Raw genomic sequence first — 16547 nt, 5'->3', positions numbered from 1 at the left:
GTACGCCACGGCAGGGGGAAGGGGCGTGCATCGTGCGGTTGTCACATGGTGGTTCCCGTCCGGGTCTCGTGCCGCGGCGCCTTTCGAGGTCAAGGGGAGGTCCTGGGGTGAGGCGTCGTGAGCATGCACAGGTGGTGATCGTGGGGGGCGGGCCGGTCGGCCTGCTGGTGGCGGCCGAGCTGGGCGCCCACGGGGTTCGTACGCTCCTGCTGGAGGCGCAGGCCACCGTGTCGGAGCGGCCCAAGGCGAGAGTGCTGCACGCCAGGGCCCTGCAAGGACTCGCCAGGCGGGGGTACTTCCCCGAACTCGTGGCGCAGGCGGACGCCACGGCGCCCGAGGCCCGGGCACCGTTCCGCTACGCCGGGATACCCGGCCTGTCCATCACCGCCCCCGCCTCGGAGCCCGGCCCTGTGTTGCAACGGCCCCAGGCCGACCTCGAGCGCCTGTTCGAGCAGCGGGCGCGGGCCGTCGGGGTCCGGATCCTGCGGGCGCACCACGTGACCGAGATCGCCCAGGACCGGAACGGCGTCCGGGTCACGGCCAAGGGGCCGCACGGCCCGCTGCTCTGCACCGCCCGGTACCTGGTGGGGGCGGACGGGGGACGCAGCACCGTCCGTGAACTGGCGGGCATACCCGCCCGGACGTACCGGGCGACGACCTCGGGGCTCGCCGGGCTGGTCACGCTGGAGGACGCGCGCTCGCTGCCGCCGGGCTGGCACCGCACCCCGCGCGGCTGGATCGTCGCGCACGACATCGCCGGCGCCGGAACCCACGTCAAGACCCTCGACTGCGCCGGCGCACACCCCGAACGCCATCTGCCGCCGACCCCCGAGGAGTTGCGCGGCGAGCTCGCCCGGATCGCGGGGAAGGACATCGGGATCCGGGAGCCGCGCTGGCTCAGCCGGTTCAGCGACTTCGCCCAGCTCGTCCGCTCCTACCGCTTCGGCCGGGTCCTCCTGGCCGGAGACGCGGCACACATGCACTTCCCGGTCGGCGCCCAGGGCCTGAGCGGCGGCGTCCAGGACGCCCTCAACCTCGGCTGGAAACTCGCGCTCACTGTGCTGGGCCGCGCCGGGGACGACCTGCTGGACACCTACGACGCGGAACGCCGCCCGGAGGCCCAGCGGGTCATCGACAACACGCGGGCCCAGCTCGCCCTGATGCGGCCGGGCCCCGACGCCGAAGCGCTGCGCGGTGTGTTCGCCGAACTCGTGACGGCGGGCCGGGAGAGCCGGTACCTCAGCGACATGATCAGCGGTCAGGACACGGTCCTGCCGGGCCGCACCCCGCGGCCCTCCGCATGGGAAGGACGATTCCTGCACAACGTGGCCCTGAACACGAGCGCGGGCCGGACCGACGTGATCGCGCTGCTCCAGGCGGGCCGGCCCCTGCTGCTGGCCTTCGGTGAGGAAGGGCTCCGGTGCGCGCGCAGACCGCGCGGATGGACGGGAGTACTGCGGCTGGTCCGCGCCGAACCGACCCCCGAAGTCCCCTGCGACGCCCTGCTGGTACGGCCCGACGGCTATGTCGCCTGGGCGTCGGCCTCCGGGCAGGACGACGGCCCGGGTGACGGCCTGGGCGACGCGCTCGCACTGTACTTCGGTGGCCGGCCGGCCACCGTCGCCGACCGGCCGGCCATGGCGGGCGCGGGGGCGCTCAGCTAGCGGCGGCCACCGGCTCCCGCAGTCCGTGCTGGATCTCCAGGTAGACCTCTTCGCCCCGCTGCTCGGAGAGGTTCAGCGAGGCCAGTACGGAGGGCACGGCGATGCTGGGGAACAGATGACGTAGCAGCTCGGAGGATCGGTGGAGCAGGTCCTGGTAGTCGCTGACCGCCTGGGACATGGACTGGATGCCGGCGAACGTGCCGACCACGATGTCGGCGGTCACCAACGGGACCACGTGGGGCAGCAGCTCGCCCTGGGCCTGACCCCGCTCCAGCAGCTCCCGGCAGACACCGCTCCAGCGCATGAAGGGACCGCTGCGGTCGAGTCCCTCCGCGTGCTGGTCCATGCTCAGGCGCACGCCCGCGCGCACCATGGGGTCGGACTGGAGGCGGTAGGCGTGCAACAGCACCTCGTCCGCCAGCTCCTGCAACTTGCAGGAGCGTTCGGGGATCACGAAACGCTGGTCCTGCTCGTGAAGTACCCCGAGGGCGAGCTGTTCCTTCGAGCTGAAGTGGAAGTACAGCGCCCCCTTGGTCACGCCGGCGGTGCCGAGGATCTCTGCGATGGTCGCGGCCTGGTACCCGCGTTCCTCGAAGACCTTCGCCGCCGCCTCAAGGATGTTCCTGCGGGTACGGATGGCACGGTCCTGCTTCACCACGCTGCCGCCCTCCCCTTCTCGTCGAAACGAAGTTTGCTCGGCGGCCTGGGTGCCTCGGACCAACCCCCAAAAAAACCGCCCAGTACGTATCTTACAGCCTATTGAGCTTCGCGCAGCCGTGAGGTAGCCGGAAAAAAATCGTGCGGCGCACTCCGCGCCTGCCGTCTTGAGGGAGGACGTACGGGTGATTCTCGTGACCGGGGCCACCGGAACCATCGGAGGGGAAGTGCTGCGGCGGCTCCCCGCCGGTGTCGCGGTACGCGTCATGGCCAGGGACCCGTCGAAGGTGGTGGGAGCGCCCGACGGGACCGAGGTGGTGGCCGGCGACTACGCGGACCAGCTCTCACTGGAACGCGCCCTGCGGGGCGTGCGCCGCGCCTTCCTCCTCACCAGCCGGATCGGCGGTGACGACGACGCGCGTTTCGTCCGGGCCGCGCGCACGGCGGGTGTCCGGCATCTGGTCAGGCTGTCCGCGGCCGCCGTCGAGGACAGCGGGGCGGACGACCTGATCACCCGCTGGCACCGCGCCGGCGAGGACCTGCTGCGCGATTCCGGGTTGGGATGGACGGTGCTGCGCCCGCGCGCCTTCATGTCCAACACGCTGTCCTGGGCGGCGTCCATCAGGTCCGAGCAGGTCGTGCGCGCGCTGTACGGGGACTCGGCCAACGTCTGCGTCGATCCGCGGGACGTCGCCGCGGCGGCCGTGTGCGCGCTGACCGAGGACGGGCACGAGGGGCGCGCCTACACCCTGACCGGGCCGGAACCGATCAGCGCCGCGGAGCAGACGGCGCGGCTCGGAGAGCTGCTGGGCGTTCCCCTGCGCTTCGAGGAACTCTCCCTCGCCCAGGCGCGCGCGGCCCTGCGGCAGCGTCACCCCGAAGCCGTCGCCGAGGCGTTGCTGGCCGGCGCGGAGCGACAGCGGGCGGGGGCCAAGGCTCATGCCGAGGACACGGTTCTGAGGCTGACCGGACGTCCGGCTCGGCCCTTCTCGGTCTGGGCGCGGGACCATATCGCGGCGTTCGGCGGCGGGGCGGACGACGCGGGGGGCGGGGCGGCCCGGCCGGTCCGGGGGCTTCGTCCCGGGTGAGCAGCACGCTGGGCTGCCGGTAGTTCCTGTGCCGGGTGAGAGCGAGGGGACCGGCCCACAGGCCGGCCCCCCGCTCTCGTGCCGTCAGGCGGCGGGCGCGGCGGTCACCGTCGCGGTGAACACGATGTTGCCGTCCTGGTGGCCCGTGACCAGGACCATCTCCGGGGCGGAGGGGGCCTTGGGCAGGCGCAGGGCATCGATCAGGCAGGGCCGGTCAAGCTCTGCGTACTTCTTGAACTCGCACTGCAGGCCGAGCGGCAGGATGGGGGAGCCGCCCAGGGCCACGGTCGCCCCCTGGCGGGCCGCCTCCAGCAGCACCATGCCCGGGACATGGTCGACCTGGTGGTCGAAGAGCACGGGGTGCCGGGTGTCCACCCGGAGCTGCCAGTGGTTCGGCTCCCCGGTGGGGGAGAGGACCACGTCGGCCGACGACGTGCGCCCCACGCTCTGCGGCGCCACCGGAGCGGTCAGCGGGATCGGGCCGTACTCGGCATCGAACACGCGCTCAGGGCGCAGCCGGCGGTACACGGCCGGAGCGATGCAGGCGAAGGAGAACCGCCCCGACGCGGCGAGCCGTCCCTCGCGCAGGACCGTCGTCTCGTAGCACAGGGAGGTCAGCCGGCTGCCGCGCTTCTTGACCTCCTTGCACAGGACCTCCAGGTCCAGTGCGGCGGGTGTCCGGGCGACCTCGAGCTGCTCGGGATGCACGGTGACGCTGAGTTCCTCCATCAGGAACTGGTGGCCGAAGGGGACGCCGAACTCGGCGTGCGCGAGCAGGGAACCGATCTGTCGAATCGTTTCGGCGGCGATCAGCGGGTCGTGGTGGACCCCTTCCACGGCGGTGAAGAAGCTGTGGCCCCGCGGCCATTGGGCGGTCATGTCGAAGCGGGTGTCGTCCAGCCGCTTCCAGTCGGTCAGCATGACCTCGGCGACGGCCGCGCGGTGCACCAGTTCCCTGGGGACCGTGGTCGTCAGCTTTCTGTCGTACGCGACTGCCGTCCGGAAGGGCGACAGGGCGGCCGGTGCCGCACTCTGTTCGATCGACGGGCCTTCTGTCTGAAACGTGCTCGCGGTCATCGCTCCCCCTGGACGTGATCGGAGTGTGTGCTGCGGAGCTCAAAAGATAGAGACCGGCCGGTTTGATTTCTAGAGGAATCGGAGCCTCCGCCAACGATCGATCAGAGCCGTCGTGGACCAGGAGCGGAATGACATCTCTTATTTCTGGTCTTTTCTCGACCGTTCCTCCAGCTCATCTGCACCGCGGGCGCCCTGCCGTCCGGGCCGGTCGGCACGGCGCTCTCCAGCGGGACTGGAGCGCGTCTGTAGCGCGGCGCCGCACCGTGGCGGGGATGGGGAGGGGCGGACATGGACGGAGCTGGGTCCCTTGAACTCGCGTTGCGCATAGAACGCGGGAGCGCCGACGAGGACGAGCTGGCGGCCGTGGTCCTCGTGCTGTGCTCGGTGCTGGCCGGGCGCGGCGGGGCGGACGCCGGGAGGGTGTCGTCCGGTGCCCCGTCGCGGCGTCGCCCGCAGTGGCCCCCCGTGACCTATCGCTCTCCCCGTAGTTGGCAATAGGGCCCATCGCGCCAGGGGTGGAGGGTCGTGCGCCCTCCACCTACCCCCCTATAAACCGCGCGGGCGGTTTGTTAACCTGGAATGGAACGAACCGCCTGGCAGAGAAGGCGCAGGACGCCCCGTGTGCCATGAGCCCAGGCCCCAGCCGGGAGGCGACTGATGGTCAAGCAGGAGCGGGCGCTCCGTACGCGCCAGGCGCTGATCCGCGCCGGGGCCGAACTCTTCGCCAGGGAGGGATTCGTGGCCGCCTCGCTGTCCACGATCAGCGGTGAGGCGGGGGTCAGCAACGGAGCCCTGCACTTCCACTTCGAGAGCAAGCGGGCCCTGGCGCGGGCCGTCGAGGACGAGGCCCTGGCGAGGCTGCGCCTGGTCATCGAGGAGTCGCTGGGGCGGGACGGCCGCGCCCTGCCGGCCCTGGTGGAGGCGACCTACGGACTGGTGGACCGGATCGCCGAGGACGTCGTGGTCCGGGCCGGCTTCGAGCTGGGCGACGACCCCGGCCGCGGCGAGAGCGCCTCGCTCAGGCGGGAGTGGCAGCACTGGGTCGAGGAGACGGTGCGGCGCGCGGAGCGGGACGGCTGGCTCACCCGGGGGGTGTCGGCGGACGACGCCGCGACCGTCGTCGTGGCCGCGACGGTGGGCTTCGAGGTGCTCGGCGGCGAGGAAGCGGCGTGGCTGTCGCAGGAACGGGTCGCGGGCCTCTGGAAGCTGCTGCTGCCCCGCCTGACGGAGCGACCCACGCTGGTCCGGGCGGGCTGTTTCACCCTTCAATAAAAAGACCATGCAGTCGGTAAAAATGTCGGTTTTGTTGGCTTCATCTCCGACTCCGGCGGCGCTCGAGTGCGTCTGCGAAAATAAAACAGCGCGGTTGGTTTGGTATTGACAAACCATCCGTCCTGTTTTTTAGTTGGGGTCATGCCAGGAAGCGGCTGTGTCAGGACGACTCATGCAGGGATAGGGGAGACGGCATGGACATCGACGTTCTGGGGGCGCTCAGCGTCAGGGAAAACGGCATCTCGGTCACCCCGACGGCGCCGAAACCGCGTCAGGTGCTCGCGCTGCTCGCCCTCCAGGCGGACCAGGTGGTGCCCGTCCGCACGCTCATGGACGAACTGTGGGGCGAACGGCCGCCCCGCAGCGCACGCACCACGCTCCAGACGTACGTGCTCCAGCTCCGGGAGCTGATCTCGGCCGCCCTGCGGCGCGACCCGGAGAACACCGCCGGGCGCACCGCCAAGGACGTGCTCGTCACCCTGCCCGGCGGATACCTGCTCAACACGTCGGACGGCACCAGTGACGTCCGCGAGTTCGAGCGGCTGGCCGGCCTGGGCTACCGGGCCATGGACGCCGACGACTTCGCGGGCGCGGCCCGTCACCTGCGCGACGCCCTCGGGCTGTGGACCGGCGGCGCGCTGGCCGACGTGCAGACCGGGGCCCAACTGGAGATCGAGACCAGGCGGCTGGAGGAGACCCGGCTGTGCGCGCTGGACCAGCGCATCGAGGCCGACCTGCGGCTGGGCCGCCACCGCGAACTGCTGGGCGAACTCACCGTGCTCGTCAGCCGCCACCGCACCCACGAGAACCTGCACGGCCAGCTCATGCTCGCCCTGCACCGCTCCGGCCGGCGCAGCGAGGCCCTGGAGGTCTACCAGCGGCTGCGCAACGCCCTGGTCCGGGAACTCGGCCTCGAACCCTCCGCGGGCCTGCGCCGGATGCAGCGTTCGATCCTCATGTCCGGCCCCGAGTCCGTGCCGGTCGGCGCGGCCGTCGGCAGTGAGCGGCTCAGCCGCGTCGGGTAGACGGGGAGGGAGCGGGTATGCAGGCCAGGTCGGAGAGGACGCGACGCAAGCTGGTCCGCGCCGGGGCGCGGATGTTCGACCAGCACGGCTACGCCAGCGCCTCCCTAGAACAGATCGCGGACGCCGCGGGCATGACCAAGGGCGCCCTGTACTTCCACTTCGCCTCCAAGGACGGTCTCGTCGACGCCGTGCAGGAACAGGCGCACGCCGTGCTGCGCGACTTCGCGCACCGGCAGCGCGAGGCCGGCGTGCCGGCCGTGCAGAGCCTCATCGACACCTCGCACTGGCTGGCGCGGGTGCTGCGCGAGGACCCGGTGGTCCGGGCGGGTCTGCGCATCACCGACGAGTGCAGCGGGCGGCAGCCCCCGGTCGCCGACGTCCGTCAGGCATGGATCACCGAAGTGCTGCGGCTGGTCTCCCGCGCCCGGACGGCGGGGGAACTGCGCGAGCACCTCGGTGCCGAAGGGCCGGAGACCGTGCTGTCAGCGGCCGTGTGCGGACTGGCGTCACTGTCCCGCACCGGCACCGGTCCCGGCGAACCCGGGCGCCGGGTCGCGGCGTTGTGGGAGTTCCTGCTGCCCGCCCTCGTCCCCGCCGCGCACGTGGGGCGCTACGACGTCCACTCCACGAACCTGTGCGTACGGTCCGCCGAGGTGGCCTGAACGCGGCCTCCCCGCCCGTCCACCCGGCGGACCGTGCGCACCTTCGCCCCGTCCGTCACCGGCCCTCCGGAACGGAACCCCAGGAGTCAGACCATGTCCTATGACAGCAGCCGGACCCGCCCGCCCACGAGCCTCGCACCGGCCCCCGAGGGCCTGCTGACCGAACTCGTCGGGATACTCGCCGCCGTCCTGCACCTCAAGCCCGAGAAGATCGACCCGGACCGGACGTTCCGGTCGCTGGGCCTCGACTCGTTGCTGACCGTCGAGTTCGTCGCCACCGTCAACGCGCGCCACGGCCTCGCCGTCAAACCCGATGCGCTGTTCGACCACCCCACCCCGCAGGCCTTCGCCCGGCACGTGGCCCGCGAGGGGGCGGGTCCGGGCACCACCACCCGGGCCGACGCACCGGACCACTCCGGCACGGGGCCCGTGGGTGCCCCGGCACCCGCCCACCGAACGGTCCCGGAAACGCCCGCCGCCTCCCCGGCGGCCGGCCTCGGCCAGGGGCACACCGGCGCGCCCTCCGGGCAGACCCGGACCGACACCTCGGCGCAGGAGGCGGTACTGGACGTGCTGAGCGAGGAACTCGCCCGCATCCTGTGCTGCGACCCCTGGGAGATCAGCACCACCGCCGCCTTCAACGTCCTGGGCATCGACTCCATCCTCGGCGCGGAGTTCGTGGCGACGGTCAACGCGATCTACGGCGTGCGGGAGCGCGCCGTCACGCTGTACGACCACCCGAACCTGGCGGCGATGGCCGCGCACATCGCCTCCCTCACCGCCCGCCGCGCGCCCGCCCCGGGCGGCTCCCCGGACCTCGCGGACCTCCTCGACGCCGTGCGCGAGGACCGGATCTCCGTGGACGACGCCCTCGCCCTGCTGCCCCGGCGGGCCTGAACGGACCGGTGTGCCCGATGGACGAACGCGAGATCCTCACCCGGTTCAAGGCCGGGACCCTCGGCCGGGACGACGCCGCCCGCCTGCTGACCGGGGCACGGCAGGCCCGCACGGACACGAGGACCCGGCCGGAGACGGCGTCCCGGCCCACCGAGCCGTACGCGCGGCCCCCCGCCGCACCACCCGGCGACCCGGACACGCAGCCGCCCGTACAGCCGCCCGCCGCGGCCCCCGCCGAGCCGTACGCGCAACCGTCCGTGCGGCCCGACGCCGACCCGCCCGCCCCCCTGGACGCGGAGCCGTCCGCGCCGTCTCCCGGCCCGTGGTACGCCGAGCCGGGTGCCGTGCCGCCCCCCGGGCGTCCGGCGGTGGAGGACCGCTACGCCGTCGTGGGCATCGCCGGCCGCTATCCGCTCGCCCCCGACCTGCACGCCCACTGGGAGAACCTGCGGACCGGCCGCGACACGTCCCGCGCCGTGCCCGTCACCCGGCCCGGTCTCGCCCCGGCGCCGCCCGGCCGGCGCGGCCACTTCCTGGACGACGTGGCCGGGTTCGACCCCGAGTTCTTCGGCATCACGCCTGATGAGGGCGCCCTGACGGACCCGCAGGAACGGCTCTTCCTGGAGGTCGCCTGGGAGGCGCTCGAGAGCGCGGGGTGCACCGGCTCACGGCTGGACGCCCTGACCTCCCCGGGCGGACCACCGCGCGCCCTGGGCGTGTTCGTCGGCGCGAGCAGCCACGACTACGCCCTCCTGGCCGCCGCCTCCTGGACCGACGGACGCCCGGCCCCCGCGGCCGGCCACGGGGGCCTGCCCGGCAGGCTGGCCTCGGCACTGGAGCTGACCGGGCCCGCGCGGGCCGTCGACACCGCGGAGTGCTCCGCCCTGACCGCCCTCCACCTCGCCGTCGGCGCGCTGCGCCGCGAGGAGTGCGCGGCAGCCGTCGTCGGAGGCGTCGAACTCCTGCTGCACCCCTCTCGGATCAGGGAGGGCGCCGGTGAGGGCGTGGGCGCCGTGGTGCTCAAACCGCTGCGCCGGGCGCTCGACGACGGGGACCGGGTGCACGCCGTCATCCGCGACACCGCCGACGGCCGCACCGCCGGCTCCCGCACCCGCCGGCGGACGGACGGGGCGCACGAGACCCGCGAGAGCACCGCCCGGCGGATCGGCTCGGCCGGCGCGGCCACCGGGATCGCGGCGCTGACCGCCGCCGTGCTCCAGGTGCGGCACGGGGTCCTCGCGCCCGGCGACGGCCGGGACGCGGCGGCCCCCTGGCCGCGGACGTGCGACGACACGGGACGGGAACTGCCGCGTACCGCCACGGTCGAGATCGCGGCCGACGGCGGGTGTGCGGCACGGGCCGTGGTCGAGGAGCACCCGGCGGCCGAGGCGCCGACCGGGGAGGAACCCGGCGACGACGGGCCGTTCCTGCTGTCGGCCCCGACGCCCGCCCATCTGGCCGCCACCGCCCGCCGGTTCGCCGACTGGCTGGCGGGAGCCGCCGACGCCGGCCACCCGGCCGGCGCGCTGCCCGCGGGCCTCGCGCGCGCCCTGCGCGCCGGACGCGCCGCCCTGCCGTGCCGGCTCGCGCTGCCCGCCTCGGACGCGCCCGGCGTCATCGCCGCGCTGCGGCGCTTCGCGGACACCGGAAGCGCCGGCGACGAGGCCCGTACGGCCGACCTGCGCGGCGGAGCCGACCCGATGGACCTGGGCGGCCTGCCGCAGACCCGCGACTACCTCACCGCCCTGTGGCGCGCCGGACACCGGGAGCAGGTGACCCGGCTCTGGCTGAACGGCGTCGACGTCGACTGGGCCGCGCTGGAGGCCGCGTCGCCGGGCGCGGCATCCGCCGAGCCGCCGCCCTCCGTCCACCTGCGCAGGCCGCTGTGGCTGAGCACCGACGGCGCCGGCGCACCGCGGGAACCGGAGCCGACGGGATGAACGACGAGGCACGCGCGGCCGGCGCCCCGGCCGTCCTGGAGCGTTTCGACGGCACCGAACCCGTGAAGCTGTGGTTCTGTCCCAACGACGAACTGGCCCCGGGCATCGCGGCCATCCTGGCCCGGCACTGGCTGGACGAACACGAGCAGGAGATCGCCGGCCGCTTCCTCTTCGAACGCGACCGGCGCCAGTACCTCGTCGCACACGCCCTCGTGCGGCGCGTACTCGCCCTGGAGTGCGGCCTGCCGGAGGCGGAGGCCGTCATCTGGCGCTCCTCGCGCGGACGGCCGTTCCTGCAGAAACCGCCGGACGGGCTGCCGCGCGGTGGCCGGGAGCTGGACTTCAACCTCTCGCACGCGGGCGGGCACAACCTGCTCGGCGTGGTCCGACGGCACCGCATCGGCGTGGACGTGGAACGGCTCGACCGCGGAGACCAGGGCTTCGACGCGATCCTGGAGACGTTCGCCGCCTCGGAACAGGCCTGGGTGGCGCGCGCCGCGCCCGGCCGCCCCCGGGACCGGCGGCTGCTGCGGCTGTGGACGCTGAAGGAGGCGTACTCCAAGGCACGCGGGCTGGGGCTCGGCCTGCCCTTCGACGCGTTCTCCTTCAGGCTGGCCGAGGACCGCGGCGTCCTCGGGTTCCAGCCGCCCGGGAACGACGCCGAGCGGCGGTGGCGGTTCGTCGAACTGGAGCCGGTGCCCGATGTGCTGGTCGCGGTGGCCGTCCTGGCCGACTCCGACGCGCCGCCCGCCCTCCAGCTCCACCACGGCTTCCCGTGGGGCCGGTCCGCCCCCCGGCTGGTGACCCTGCCCGAACCGGCGCCGACGACGGGGTGAGCGCGTGGGGACGGTGGGGGACCTGATCCGGCGGGAGGACCCGCTGCGACTGCTGGAGGGGCTGCTGACGGACGCCGGGCAGGGCAGGGGAAGCGCCGCCGCGCTCACCGGCAGCCCCGGTACCGGCAAGAGCGCCGTGCTGCGCGCCCTGTCCGCAACGGCCGCCGAGGCAGGGGCCACGGTGCTCGGCGCGTGCGCGACCGAGGCCGAGCGGGGCCTGCCGTACGGAGTGGTGGGCCAGCTCCTCAGCGGCACCGCCGGCGGCACGGGCCCTCCGTCCGGCGCACGGGACGGCCGGGACGCGGACCGGCCCGAGACGCTCTACGAGGCGCTGCGCGCGCTCGCTGCCCACCGGCCCGTGGTCGTGACCGTGGACGACGTCCACCACACCGACGAACCGTCCGCGCGCTGCCTGCTCTACCTGTGCGGGCGCCTGGCCGCCACCGGCGTCCTGCTGGTGCTCGCCGGACGGCCGTCGTCGACGCCGTCGCTGCCGCTGGCCGAGGTGCTGCGGCACCCGCGCTGCGTCCCCGTGCCCCTGCGCACCCTGTCCGAGGACGGGGTCGCCGAGTTCCTCGGCGCACGCCCGGCGGGCGCGATGGACGCGGCGACGGCCCGGCGGCTGGCCCCCGACTGGCACCGCTTCACCGGCGGCAACCCGCGGCTGCTGCACGGTGTGCTGGCCGACCACCGGGACTGCGGGCCGGTCCGTCCCGCCCGGCCGGTCGCCGGTACCGCCTTCCGGCGGGCCGTCGTCGGCTGCCTGCGCGGTGCGGAGCCCGCGGTGACGCGGACCGCGAAGGCGCTGGCCGTCCTCGCCGACCAGGTGACGCTGACGCTGCTCGCCCGGTTCCTGGGCGTGCCCGAACGGGCCGTGGTCCCGAGCCTGGCCGCGCTGGAGGCGACCGGACTGCTCGACGTGGGCCGGCTGCGCCACCAGGGGGTGAGCGCCGCCGTACTGGAGTCGCTGACCGCCGAGGAGAGCGCCCGCCTGCACGCCCGCGCCGCCCGGGTGCTCTACGACACCGGAGCCGAACCGCCCGTCGTGGCCGGCCACCTCGTCGCCGCCCAGGCGGCCCGGACCGCCGACGGCGGCACCGCCGACGCCCCGTCGTGGGCCGTCCCCGTACTGGCGGAGGCGGCCCGGCACGCGATGCCGGCCGGGCAGGCGCGCCGCGCCGCCGAGTTCCTGCGCACCGCCCACCGCCTGCACGACGGCGGGCAGCGCCCGGACGGCATGCTGACCACGCTCGCCCGCGCCGAGTGGGAGAGCGATCCGGCGTCCGTCATCCGCCATCTGCCCGCCCTGGAACGCGATCTGGCCGCACTGCGGCCCGACGACGGGCGGTGGGCGGAGGCGGCGGCCCTGCTGCTGTGGCACGGCCGGCACGACACGGTCGCCCGTGGCGCCGCAGGCGCCGGCGACGGCACGCGGGCCCGTGAGGTGCGGACCGCGCTCGCCCATCTGTGCCCGGGCCGGCAGGGTCCCGCACCCGCACCCGACGCGGTGGAGCGGGTTCTGGAGTCGCTCGTCCACACCCTCGCCCCACCGCCCTCCGTCGCCGCCCTGCTCGTCGCCCTGCTGTACGCCGGAGAGACCGACCGGGCCGCGCGGTGGCGCGAGCTGACCGGCGCGGCGGAACCGGCCGGGACCACACCGGCCCGGCAGGCCGTCGCCGCCGCCACCACCGCCGTACTGCACGTCCGCACCGGCTCGTACGACGCCGGCGCCGGGCACGCGGCGCGGGCGCTGGCCCTGCTGTCGCCCGCGGCCTGGGGCGTGGCCGTGGGCATGCCGCTGGCGGCCGCCGTGCGCGCGGCGACCGCACGGCAGGCGCACGACGAGGCGGCGCGGCTGCTGCGGGTCCCGGTGCCGGACGCCATGTTCCGCACCCGGGCCGGGCTGCACTACCTGCTGGCCAGGGGCGGTCATCTGCTGGCCGCCGGACGGGCGCGGACCGCGCTCGCCGACTTCCACGCCTGCCGCGACCTGCTGGCCGACTGGGGCGAGCGGAGCCGGGACGGACTGGACTGGCGGACGCCCGCCGACCGGGCGCTGCGCCGCCTGGGCGACACCCCGGACGACGACCCCGTCGCCGTGCTCACCCGGGCCGAGCGGCGCGTCGCGCTGCTCGCCGCGGCCGGCTGCACCAACCGGGCCATCGCCGCCCAGCTGTACGTCACTCCCAGCACCGTCGAGCAGCACCTCACCCACGTCTACCGCAAGCTGCGCGTGAGATCGCGCGGCGACCTGGCCAAGCTGGCCGCCGTCCGCGCCGCCGGGCCCGCCGACGGCGCGGGGTAGCCGGGCGGCGGGTCAGCGGCCGCCGGTGCGCAGGCCCCGGCGGTTCTTGCGGCCGAGCAGCCCGGCCGACACCAGTTCGGCGAGGGCGTCGGAGGGCTCGTGCTCCGGCGTCTCGAAGTGGTCGAACAGACGGTGCTGGATGGCCAGGGAGACGTCCAGGCCGATGGTGTCCAGCAGCGCGAACGGGCCCATGGGGTAGCCGAATCCGCGCTCCACGGCGGCGTCGGTGCGCTCGACGACACGGTCGTCCGCCCCAGGCCGGTCGAGCAGCGCCAGCGCCGCCCCGAGATAGGGGAACAGCAGGCTGTTGACGATGAAGCCGGTGCGGTCGGGGCACTCCACCACGGTCTTGCCCAGCTCCCGGCAGAAGGCACGGGCGGTGGCGAGCACACCGGGGTCCGTGCCGGGGGCGTGCGCCAGCTCCACCAGCCGCATCACCGGGGCCGGGTTGAAGAAGTGCAGGCCGACGACGTCGGCGGGCCGACCGGACGCCTCGGCGCAGGCGGCCACGGACAGGCTGGAGGTCGTGGTCGTCAGCACCGTGCCGGGGGCGCACGCCTCGCCGAGGGCCGCGAACACCGTCCGCTTGACGTCCGGGTCCTCGGCGACCGCCTCGATCACGAGGTCGCAGTCGGCGAACGCGTCGAGGCCGGTGGCGGCGCTCAGCCGGTCCAGCGTCGCCTCCCGGCCGGCCGGCGTCACCCTGCCGCGGCGCACCCCGCGGGTGAGCGAGTCGGCGACCGACTCCAGGGCGGCGTCCGCCTTCGCCGTGGTGCGGGCGACCAGCACGGTGGGGTGGCCGGCGAGGGAGGTGACCTCGGCGATGCCCCGGGCCATCGCGCCCGAGCCGAGGACACCGACCCGGCGCACCGGCCGGGCGCCGGTCTCGTCCGGCGCGGCGCCCCGCTCCCGGACCTCGGCGCCGGTCTCGTCGTAGGAGTAGAAGCCGCCGCCGCTCTTGCGGCCCAGGCGTCCGGCCGCGACCATCCGGCTGAGCAGCGGCGCCGGTTCGAAGGCGGTGTCACCCGTACGCCGCCACAGGTCCGTCAGGGCGGCGTGGGCGGTGTCGAGCCCGATGCGGTCCAGGGTCTCCAGCGGTCCCGCCGGCAGCCCGCAGCCCAGCCGCATCGCGGTGTCGACGTCGTCGTGCGGGGCGTAGCCCTCCGAGCACAGGACGACCGCGCGGTTCAGCAGCCCGAGCACGAGGGCGTTCGCGTCGGCCGCGGGTCCCGCGCCGACCTCGACCTCGGTGAGTCCCGCGGCGGCCACCAGCTCGCGCACCGCCTCCGCGGTCTGCGCGCAGGTGAGGCCCGTGGGCACCGGCTCGGCCGGTCCGCCCGGGGCGGGCGGGGTGAACAGGCGCAGTCCGGCGAGGTCGGCGGGGCGCCCGCAGGCGATGGCCAGCCGGGCGACGGACAGGGCCGCCGTGGTGGTCACGAGCGGTGTGCCGGGCGGGCAGACCCCGGTGATCCGACGCAGCACCTCCGTCTTGACGGCCCGGTCCTCGGGTACGGCCTCGACGACCAGGCGGGCACCGCGCAGAGCCGCCGTGTCGTCGGTGAGGACGGGGTCGGGGGCGCCCTCGGGGGCGGTCGACGCCTTCACCCGGGTGCCGACGCGGGCCAGTGCGTCGAGGTCGGTGTCCACACCGACGACCGGGTGGCCGGCCGCGTGCAGCAGGAGCGTCAGGGCCTCGCCGACGGAGCCGAGGCCGACGACGCCGATCGGCGCGGCATGGGTACGCGGGGTCTGCTGGGTCATGGGGTCGGAGCCTGCCCTTCGCGGAAGCGGTTGATGGCGCCGATGTGCCGGGCGCGCAGATCGGGGTCGGTGACGCCGAGACCCTCCTCGGGGGCCAGGCACAGCACGCCGACCTTGCCCTGGTGGAGGTTGCGGTGGACGTCGTAGGCCGCCTGGCCGGTGTCCTGGAGCGCGTACACCTTGGAGAGCGTCGGGTGGATCTTCCCCTTGACGACCAGCCGGTTGGCCTCCCACGCCTCGCGGTAGTTGGCGAAGTGGGAGCCGACGATGCGCTTCAGCGACATCCACAGGTAGCGGTTGTCGTACTCGTGCCGGTAGCCGGAGGTGGAGGCGCAGGTGACGATGGTGCCGCCCTTGCGGGTGACGAAGACCGAGGCGCCGAAGGTCTCACGGCCGGGGTGCTCGAAGACGATGTCGACGTCCTCGCCGCCGGTCAGTTCACGGATGCGCCTGCCGAAGCGCTTCCACTCCTTCGGGTCCTGGGTGTTCTCGTCCTTCCAGAACCGGTAGCCCTCGGCGTCCCGGTCGATGACCGCCTCCGCGCCCATCGACCGGCAGATCGCGGCCTTCTGCTCGCTGGAGACGACACAGACCGGGTGGGCGCCGCCGGCCAGCGCCAACTGGGTGGCGTAGGAGCCGAGTCCGCCGCTCGCACCCCAGATGAGCACGTTGTCGCCCTGCTTCATCTGCGCGCCGTTGCGGGAGACCAGCTGCCGGTAGGCGGTGGAGTTGACCAGGCCGGGCGCCGCGGCCTCCTCCCACGTGAGGTGGGCGGGTTTGGGCATGAGCTGGTTGGACTTGACGAGGGCGAGTTCCGCGAGGCCGCCGAAGTTCGTCTCGAACCCCCAGATCCGCTGCTCGGGGTCGAGCATCGTGTCGTCGTGGCCGTCGGCCGACTCCAGCTCCACCGACAGGCAGTGCGCCACCACCCGGTCGCCGGGCTTCCACCGGCTCACTCCCGGACCGGTGCGCAGCACCACCCCGGCCAGGTCGGAGCCGAGCACGTGGTACGGCAGGTCGTGGCGGGCGGTGTGCGGCGACAGCTTCGCGTAGCGCTCGAGGAACCCGAACGTCGACAGCGGCTCGAAGATCGACGACCAGACGGTGTTGTAGTTCACCGAGGACGCCATCACCGCCACCAGTGCCTCGCCGGGCCCGGGCAGCGGCACCGGAACCCGCTGGACCTGCAACGACTTGCGGGGGTCCTTGTCCCTGGAGGCCATGCCCTCGAACATGGCCACGTCCTCGCGGCGCACCACGGCTCCCCGGTACGACTCCGGCAGCCGAAGCCCCGCGAAGTCCTCCGACGAGGCGTCACCGCCGCAGGCAACGGCTTGGATGATCTCGTCCACGTGAGTTCCCG

Annotated in this window: 14 protein-coding genes; 10 read left to right on the top strand and 4 right to left on the bottom strand. The window is 74.3% G+C overall.

Going from position 1 to position 16547, the window contains the following annotated elements; all coding sequences use genetic code 11:
- The first annotated feature begins 131 nt into the window (after positions 1–131).
- Positions 132–1664: an FAD-dependent monooxygenase gene (locus ELQ39_RS00905; RefSeq protein ID WP_242590605.1), complete on the top strand. Its 1533-nt coding sequence runs from the start codon at positions 132–134 to the stop codon at positions 1662–1664.
- Here the strand turns inward: ELQ39_RS00905 and ELQ39_RS00900 are convergent.
- Entirely contained in the window at positions 1657–2322 is a 666-nt protein-coding gene (locus ELQ39_RS00900; protein WP_190005768.1) for a ScbR family autoregulator-binding transcription factor, read from the bottom strand. The genes ELQ39_RS00905 and ELQ39_RS00900 overlap by 8 nt on opposite strands.
- A gap of 184 nt (positions 2323–2506) precedes the next feature.
- On the opposite strand from ELQ39_RS00900, the gene ELQ39_RS00895 reads away from it, so the two are divergent.
- Complete coding sequence (locus tag ELQ39_RS00895) at positions 2507–3409, top strand: SDR family oxidoreductase (RefSeq protein ID WP_242590603.1); 903 nt, start codon at positions 2507–2509, stop codon at positions 3407–3409.
- Between the two features lie 84 nt (positions 3410–3493).
- Here the strand turns inward: ELQ39_RS00895 and ELQ39_RS00890 are convergent, their stop codons facing one another.
- A complete protein-coding gene (locus tag ELQ39_RS00890) occupies positions 3494–4486 on the bottom strand; it encodes a ScbA/BarX family gamma-butyrolactone biosynthesis protein (protein ID WP_190005770.1) in 993 nt (330 codons plus the stop codon).
- A 288-nt stretch (positions 4487–4774) separates the two neighbouring features.
- Here ELQ39_RS00890 and ELQ39_RS00885 point away from each other — a divergent pair, with 288 nt between their 5' ends.
- The 8 genes from ELQ39_RS00885 (at position 4775) to ELQ39_RS00850 (ending at position 13423) form a co-directional block, all read left to right on the top strand.
- Entirely contained in the window at positions 4775–4984 is a 210-nt protein-coding gene (locus ELQ39_RS00885) for an acyl-CoA carboxylase subunit epsilon (protein ID WP_242590601.1), read from the top strand.
- A 159-nt stretch (positions 4985–5143) separates the two neighbouring features.
- Positions 5144–5758 carry a ScbR family autoregulator-binding transcription factor gene (locus tag ELQ39_RS00880; protein WP_242590599.1) on the top strand — a complete coding sequence of 205 codons (615 nt, stop codon included), beginning with the start codon at positions 5144–5146 and terminating at the stop codon, positions 5756–5758.
- Between the two features lie 194 nt (positions 5759–5952).
- The gene (locus ELQ39_RS00875; protein WP_190005773.1) at positions 5953–6783 is read left to right on the top strand and encodes an AfsR/SARP family transcriptional regulator; all 831 of its coding nucleotides are present in this window, start codon (positions 5953–5955) and stop codon (positions 6781–6783) included.
- Positions 6784–6800: 17 nt separating this feature from the next.
- Positions 6801–7445, top strand: a complete 645-nt coding sequence (locus ELQ39_RS00870) for a ScbR family autoregulator-binding transcription factor (protein ID WP_225628722.1) — start codon at positions 6801–6803, stop codon at positions 7443–7445.
- Between the two features lie 93 nt (positions 7446–7538).
- On the top strand, positions 7539–8342 hold the full coding sequence (locus tag ELQ39_RS00865; protein WP_225644021.1) for an acyl carrier protein: 804 nt from the start codon (positions 7539–7541) through the stop codon (positions 8340–8342).
- A gap of 17 nt (positions 8343–8359) precedes the next feature.
- On the top strand, positions 8360–10282 hold the full coding sequence (locus tag ELQ39_RS00860) for a beta-ketoacyl synthase N-terminal-like domain-containing protein (protein WP_242590597.1): 1923 nt from the start codon (positions 8360–8362) through the stop codon (positions 10280–10282).
- Positions 10279–11118, top strand: coding sequence for a 4'-phosphopantetheinyl transferase family protein (locus ELQ39_RS00855; protein WP_190005777.1), 840 nt, complete (start codon positions 10279–10281; stop codon positions 11116–11118). The genes ELQ39_RS00860 and ELQ39_RS00855 overlap by 4 nt, the downstream gene beginning before the upstream one ends.
- A gap of 4 nt (positions 11119–11122) precedes the next feature.
- Entirely contained in the window at positions 11123–13423 is a 2301-nt protein-coding gene (locus ELQ39_RS00850; protein ID WP_242590595.1) for an AAA family ATPase, read from the top strand.
- A 12-nt stretch (positions 13424–13435) separates the two neighbouring features.
- Here ELQ39_RS00850 and ELQ39_RS00845 read toward each other — a convergent pair whose 3' ends face one another.
- Positions 13436–15184, bottom strand: a complete 1749-nt coding sequence (locus ELQ39_RS00845) for a 3-hydroxyacyl-CoA dehydrogenase family protein (RefSeq protein ID WP_242590593.1) — start codon at positions 15182–15184, stop codon at positions 13436–13438.
- Positions 15181–16536 (bottom strand): crotonyl-CoA carboxylase/reductase, encoded by a 1356-nt coding sequence (ccrA, locus tag ELQ39_RS00840; protein ID WP_225629120.1) that lies wholly within the window; start codon positions 16534–16536, stop codon positions 15181–15183. Before ccrA ends, ELQ39_RS00845 begins: the two co-directional genes overlap by 4 nt.
- Positions 16537–16547: the final 11 nt, after the last annotated feature.

This window comes from Streptomyces sp. GB4-14 (genome assembly GCF_022696125.1).
GTDB lineage: Bacteria > Actinomycetota > Actinomycetes > Streptomycetales > Streptomycetaceae > Streptomyces > Streptomyces werraensis.
Note: the sequence above shows the minus strand (reverse complement) of the source record. Positions and strands in the feature narration are given on the sequence as shown.

What these genes read in the sequence shown, in the direction of transcription:
- ELQ39_RS00885 (WP_242590601.1), top strand. Translation starts at nt 4,775, where the DNA reads ATGGACGGAGCTGGGTCCCTTGAACTCGCGTTGCGCATAGAACGCGGG.
- ELQ39_RS00865 (WP_225644021.1), top strand. Translation starts at nt 7,539, where the DNA reads ATGTCCTATGACAGCAGCCGGACCCGCCCGCCCACGAGCCTCGCACCG.
- ELQ39_RS00855 (WP_190005777.1), top strand. Translation starts at nt 10,279, where the DNA reads ATGAACGACGAGGCACGCGCGGCCGGCGCCCCGGCCGTCCTGGAGCGT.
- ELQ39_RS00860 (WP_242590597.1), top strand. Translation starts at nt 8,360, where the DNA reads ATGGACGAACGCGAGATCCTCACCCGGTTCAAGGCCGGGACCCTCGGC.
- ELQ39_RS00880 (WP_242590599.1), top strand. Translation starts at nt 5,144, where the DNA reads ATGGTCAAGCAGGAGCGGGCGCTCCGTACGCGCCAGGCGCTGATCCGC.
- ELQ39_RS00845 (WP_242590593.1), bottom strand. Translation starts at nt 15,184, where the DNA reads ATGACCCAGCAGACCCCGCGTACCCATGCCGCGCCGATCGGCGTCGTC.
- ELQ39_RS00875 (WP_190005773.1), top strand. Translation starts at nt 5,953, where the DNA reads ATGGACATCGACGTTCTGGGGGCGCTCAGCGTCAGGGAAAACGGCATC.
- ELQ39_RS00870 (WP_225628722.1), top strand. Translation starts at nt 6,801, where the DNA reads ATGCAGGCCAGGTCGGAGAGGACGCGACGCAAGCTGGTCCGCGCCGGG.
- ELQ39_RS00890 (WP_190005770.1), bottom strand. Translation starts at nt 4,486, where the DNA reads ATGACCGCGAGCACGTTTCAGACAGAAGGCCCGTCGATCGAACAGAGT.